Annotated in this window: 6 protein-coding genes; 2 read left to right on the top strand and 4 right to left on the bottom strand. The window is 56.3% G+C overall.

Annotated features, from left to right (window positions below; all coding sequences use genetic code 11):
- Positions 1-1,301: exodeoxyribonuclease VII large subunit (gene xseA, locus ACXJ5O_RS17760; RefSeq protein WP_457301041.1), on the bottom strand; the 1,301-nt coding region annotated here is incomplete at its 3' end.
- 115 nt (positions 1,302-1,416) lie between these two features.
- On the opposite strand from xseA, the gene ACXJ5O_RS17755 reads away from it, so the two are divergent.
- Complete coding sequence (locus ACXJ5O_RS17755) at positions 1,417-2,007, top strand: DUF2585 domain-containing protein (protein WP_457301040.1); 591 nt, start codon at positions 1,417-1,419, stop codon at positions 2,005-2,007.
- On the opposite strand, the gene ACXJ5O_RS17750 is transcribed toward ACXJ5O_RS17755, so the two are convergent.
- Positions 2,008-2,964, bottom strand: a complete 957-nt coding sequence (locus ACXJ5O_RS17750; protein ID WP_106715502.1) for a LysR substrate-binding domain-containing protein — start codon at positions 2,962-2,964, stop codon at positions 2,008-2,010.
- Between the two features lie 214 nt (positions 2,965-3,178).
- Here ACXJ5O_RS17750 and ACXJ5O_RS17745 point away from each other — a divergent pair, with 214 nt between their 5' ends.
- A complete protein-coding gene (locus ACXJ5O_RS17745; RefSeq protein ID WP_457301039.1) occupies positions 3,179-3,466 on the top strand; it encodes a DUF1127 domain-containing protein in 288 nt (95 codons plus the stop codon).
- 123 nt (positions 3,467-3,589) lie between these two features.
- Here ACXJ5O_RS17745 and ACXJ5O_RS17740 read toward each other — a convergent pair whose 3' ends face one another.
- Positions 3,590-4,738, bottom strand: coding sequence for a DUF937 domain-containing protein (locus ACXJ5O_RS17740; protein WP_457301038.1), 1,149 nt, complete (start codon positions 4,736-4,738; stop codon positions 3,590-3,592).
- A gap of 77 nt (positions 4,739-4,815) precedes the next feature.
- The coding region (locus ACXJ5O_RS17735) for a phosphoribosylaminoimidazolesuccinocarboxamide synthase (protein WP_457301037.1) at positions 4,816-5,407 on the bottom strand (592 nt) is incomplete at its 5' end.

Here is a 5,407-nt window from a genome sequence, read left to right as displayed (position 1 = left end):
CCGTCGATCAGCAGATTGACGGCTTGGACCTGACGTCGGTCGAGCTGTTGAAGATGTTGGCGGTCTCTCTGTGCCAGCCGTGCGGCAGGTTCGATCGAAAGCCGTGCCGCTTGCCGGTCGAAAACCGCGCGTCTTTTCTGCAGAAAAGCTGCAAGACAACGCGGCAGCTGACTGTCCAAGCGCTTGATTTCAATCCGCTTTTCGCGAACCTTTTGCTCAAGGACCCGGGGCGATAGCTGCCTTGCGCAGCCGTCGAACTCGCCGCGTTTCTTCTGCGTATTCGCCTGCAGGGCACGGCCCAAACGGCCTGCGGTTTCGTCGAAATGTCGGCGTGGAAGTGCAAGCAACTGGTCCGCCGAGGGCAGGGCGCGGGCAAGCGCCCGCTGCGCCTGACGACGGCGGTCGAGATAGCGCGACATGCCCGACGCAAGCCGGGCGCCAAGCGTCGCGACCTGCGCCCGGAGGTCTGTCTTGACCGGCACAGCCATCTCTGCAGCACCGGTTGGCGTTGGTGCGCGAACGTCCGCGGCAAGATCGATCAGCGTCCAGTCGGTCTCGTGACCGACAGCAGAAATGATGGGAATTTGCGATGCGGCGACAGCGCGCACGACGGCTTCATCATTGAACCCCCAAAGGTCTTCAAGGCTGCCACCGCCACGCGCCACAATCAGGACATCGGGACGAGGAAGAACGCCACCCCGTTCTAACCCATTGAAACCATTGATCGCATTGGCGACTTCAGAACCGCAAGTCTCGCCCTGCACACGTACCGGCCAGACCAGAACATGCAGCGGGAAACGGTCGGTGATGCGGTGGATGATGTCGCGGATGACAGCGCCGGTCGGTGATGTGACAACGCCGATAATGCGCGGCATGAAGGGCAGCCGCCGCTTGGCCGCGGGATCGAAGAGCCCCTCTGCACCAAGCTTGCGCTTGCGTTCCTCCAGGAGTGCCATCAGCGCGCCGACCCCCGCCGGTTCCATCTGCTCGATGACGATCTGGTATTTGGAAGACCCCGGATAAGTCGTCAATTTGCCCGTGGCGATGACTTCCATGCCTTCCTCCGGCTGGAAGCGCAAACGGCTCATGGAACCGCGCCAGATGACCGCCTCAATGCGCGCCTTGTCGTCTTTCAGCGAGAAATAGGCATGGCCGGACGAATGCGGGCCGCGATACCCGGAAATCTCGCCGCGAACCCTTACGTGCCCGAAAGTGTCCTCGACCGTGCGCTTCAACGCGCCGGATATTTCAGAGACAGTATATTCGGCAACATTCGATGCAGATTCGGGCTTTTCGCTCATGCGCTATTCCTAGTCCCCCTGTCGTCAGGGTCAAGCCTCGGCAATCCTTGATTGCACCATTGCAAGCTTCAAGAATATCGCCTATCCGCAAGAGTTGGAAAAAGGGGAAATCCACATGCCAACAGATATTGCTGCCACTTCTAAAGGCTTGAAATTACATCATTATCTGCTGATAGGGGCTCTTATGATTGCTGCCGCTGCAGCGATCTTGCTATGGATGGGCCGCAACCCGATATGTACCTGTGGGACAATAAAGCTATGGGTTGGCGAGACGAATTCTTCAGATAATTCACAGCATATCGCCGATTGGTACACGCTCTCGCATATTATCCATGGCTTCCTGTTCTACGGTATTTTCTGGCTTGTCGCCCGTAGATTACCCATCGGTCAGCGTCTGCTGATGGCCATCGTGGTCGAGGCGGCCTGGGAGATTTTTGAAAACACTGACATGGTCATCAATCGCTACCGCGAAGCCACGATTGCGCTCGGCTATACCGGCGATAGTGTTCTGAATTCCGTCAGCGACATATTATTCATGGTTCTAGGCTTCTTCTTCGCCGCCAGGGCTCCTCTCTGGCTGACGATCGTGCTGGCGATCTTTTTCGAGCTGCTGGCTGGCTGGGTCATACGAGATAATCTCAGCCTCAACATACTTATGTTGCTCTATCCCCTGGACGCAGTGAAGGCATGGCAAGGGGGAATGTGATCACCAGCCAGGAACGAGTTCCGCAGCACGAACTTGCCGGAGACGCTGATTAGCCATGATCGGCGCCGAAGCTTGGCTCACGCTCACGGGAGAGGGCATCGACAAATTGTCGAGACTTTCGACAATGTGCTGTGCCAGCGCATCGACGATCGCGGAGGGCTTGGTGTGGCCGCGCATGATGCCGATGCCGAATTCCGGCAAGCGGCCAAAACCGTCGGCCTCCGTCAGAACGCGCATTCCCGGGCGCAAAGCACACTCGGGCAGGATCGAGACAGCAAGGCCCGCCAGAACCGCCGCTGCCAAGACAGTGGCCGACCAGCTTGTGAAAAGAATGCGGTAGTCATGGTGCATGCTGTCGAGAACATCCACCGCGGCAGCGCGCCAGATACAGGTCGGGCGGCCGACTGCCAGCGGAAGTACTTGTTCTTCATGCACATTATGGTGGGCTGAGGTAACCCAAAGCAGCTGTTCGCTACGCACAACTTCCGAGCGCCGTTGCTCGTCGCACTGCGTTACGAGTGCAATATCGAGTTGCCCTTTGCGGATCATCTCGTCGAGATTGACGGTGGGCTCGCAGACGACCGACAGCTCGACGCGAGGATTGGAACGGGAAAATCGCGCCATGATTTCCGGCAGAAACCGGTCGGCATAATCGTCCGGTGTGCCAATGCGGATATGCCCTTGCAGCTGCGTATCATCAAAAGCTGCAATGGTTTCATTGTTAAGCTGCAGCATCCGCCGTGCATAGGCCAGCAGGCGCTCACCATCTTCCGTCAGTCGATTGGTGCGGCCATCGCGCTCGAAAAGCGATTTGGATACACGCTCTTCCAGTCGGCGCATCTGCATCGAAACGGCGGATTGCGTCTTGTTCACCTTGTCGGCAGCCCTTGTAAAACTACCTAGGTCGGCAATAGCCGTGAATGTTTGCAACTGGTCGAGATCAAGCGGTGCGTTCATGGCAATGTTCCCGGAATGGTTGATCCATCATTATTATTGAACGTTTACATTAAAAACATTCGTTTGAATAATCAATTATTATGGATCATTCTGTAAATGTTCAGGAAGCGTCGGTGTCCTACGAGTGGTTCAGGGGATAACGCGGCGTGGTGCGCGGAAAATGGTTTTCGCGCGGTTTAACTTTCTTGATCGCCCTTCAAAAGGAGTAACGGCGATGACGACGACAACGAGAATGATTGAAGTAACTGGTTTCACCCGCTCGATCGCAGCATTTGCGTCGCAGGCTGCCAACTTTGTCAAGCAAGTGATCGTCGCACGTCGTAATCGCAAAACGATTATGAGCCTCGGCGAGTGGAATGACGAAATGCTGCATGATATCGGCGTCACCCGTGCCGATCTTCATTCTGCTATTGGCACCTCGCTTCTCGATGATCCGAGTGAACGATTGGGCGCCTTGGCCGATGTAAGGTCGCGTGTTCGTGCTGCCCGCTCGATCATCTAAGGCTGACGATTTGACTGTTTAGCAGGCGCCCATTCACGCCGGAATCCCCTCCCGGCGTCCCGCCTGCCTCCTGCCCGGCCCACATTGCATATGCAAGTGGCCGGGCTTTTTCTTGCCGGTTCGTCAGCGATAGCGGTCCATACCGCGCTTATACCGGTCGAAGATGGATTCCAGACCTTTCTGATACTGATCGTTCGTCTGCTTACCCGTATCGAACATCTGGCCGAGTATGTCTTTCAGGGGATTATCCGAAGGGGCGGAAGGCGCCGTTCTTTGCTGGGTTTGCGGCTGTGGTTGAGGTGATTGCGGTGCTGGACGCTGCTGCGCACCGCCACCGAATATTTCTCCGAAAATCTGGCCCAAGGGATTGTCGCCAAACGGATTTTGTCCCTGAGTCGTCTCTTGAGGTGCATTATCTTGAGGCATGCCACGCGGCGTTGGTGTTTGCGGCGCTGCGGACCCACCTGCGCCTTTCATCATTTCCTCGAATATTTTCCCCAGCGGATTATCACCGAACGGGTTTTGTCCCTGGGCCGTATCCTGAGGTGCTGCGTCTTGGGGGACTCTGCCACGCGGTGCCGGGGCTTGCTGCGCTGCGCCGCCAGCACCCTTCATCATCTCTTCGAATATTTTGCCTAGCGGATTGTTTCCCATTGGATTGCCCTGGCCTTGCGATTGTGGCTGCCCTGCTGCACCTCCGCCGAGCATGCTTTCCAATATCTGTCCCCATGGGTTGCCGCCTGCGCCAGGTGCACTTTGCTGGGGGGAGGGCGATTGACCACCGCTCTGGCGCATCATTTGCTCGATAAGGTCGCCGATAACATTACCACCGCCAAGCCCAGCCGCAGCAAACTGGCCGGTCGATTTCTTGTACAGACCACCCATCATCATGGAGGCGACCACCGGCAGCATCTGTTTTAGTGTGTCCGCGCCGACCCCGGAGACAGCCGAAGCATGATCGGCAACGGCTCGCGACAGATCTTTCGACCCAAAAAGCTGGTCGAGAACATTCTTGCCGTTGGCAATGCCCAYGGGGTCGAAAGCTGCTTGCGGATTATCAAAATAATTGACCTGCCGACCCGAAGACAGCGATTGAACAAAGCCGCCAAAGCCCATTGGATCGGCGGCATTTCTCTGCAAACCTTGGGAAAATGCGGGCATCAATGCCTCGAGGGCGGCAACTGTCTGCTGCTGGGAGAGATTGAACTGGTTTGAAAGGGCGTCGACTGTTTGTCCGCCCTGTGCCTTCAAAAACATGTCTACGAGATTCATGGCGCCGATCTCCTCCGGGCTGATGCGCGAAGGAAGATTAGCGCCGTAGTAATGCGGACTTCAATACTTTTCTCTCGTTAGAAATATTTCGCCAGATTGTTGCGAATACGCTGCAGCGGATCGACTGCCGGATCACCAGCCGCAAATTTCCGGTCGGTAATTTTCTCATAGGCCTGAATATAGATCTGCGTCGTCGCATCTATCACGTCTTCCGGTATCTCCGGGATATCGTCTTTGTAGGGATCGCAACGTTCCACGACCCAGTTGCGCACGAAATCCTTGTCGAAACTGACCGGCCGCTTACCGGGTGCATAGCTGTCGGCAAACCAATAGCGGCTGGAATCCGGTGTATGGATTTCATCGGCCAGCACGATGTTACCTTCATCGTCAGTGCCGAATTCATATTTCGTGTCGGCAAGGATCAAACCACGGCTTGCGGCGATCTCCTGACCCCGCGCGAAAAGCTTCAGCGCGTAGCTAGTAATCGTTTCCCACTGCTCTTTGGTGAGAAGCCGTTGTTTCAGGATATCCTCAGCGGTCAGCGGTTCATCGTGGCCGCCATCGAAGGCCTTTGAGGTCGGTGTGATGATCGGCGCTGGCAGCTTTTCATTGTCCTGCATCCCATCGGGAAGGGTGAAGCCGTACATTTCACGTTTACCTGCCTTATAG

Source organism: Phyllobacterium sp. P5_D12, from assembly GCF_054049495.1.
The sequence above is the reverse complement of the archived record's forward strand: the minus strand, read 5'-3'. Positions and strand labels throughout refer to the sequence as shown.

What these genes read in the sequence shown, in the direction of transcription:
- ACXJ5O_RS17755 (WP_457301040.1), top strand. Translation starts at nt 1,417, where the DNA reads ATGCCAACAGATATTGCTGCCACTTCTAAAGGCTTGAAATTACATCAT.
- ACXJ5O_RS17750 (WP_106715502.1), bottom strand. Translation starts at nt 2,964, where the DNA reads ATGAACGCACCGCTTGATCTCGACCAGTTGCAAACATTCACGGCTATT.
- ACXJ5O_RS17745 (WP_457301039.1), top strand. Translation starts at nt 3,179, where the DNA reads ATGACGACGACAACGAGAATGATTGAAGTAACTGGTTTCACCCGCTCG.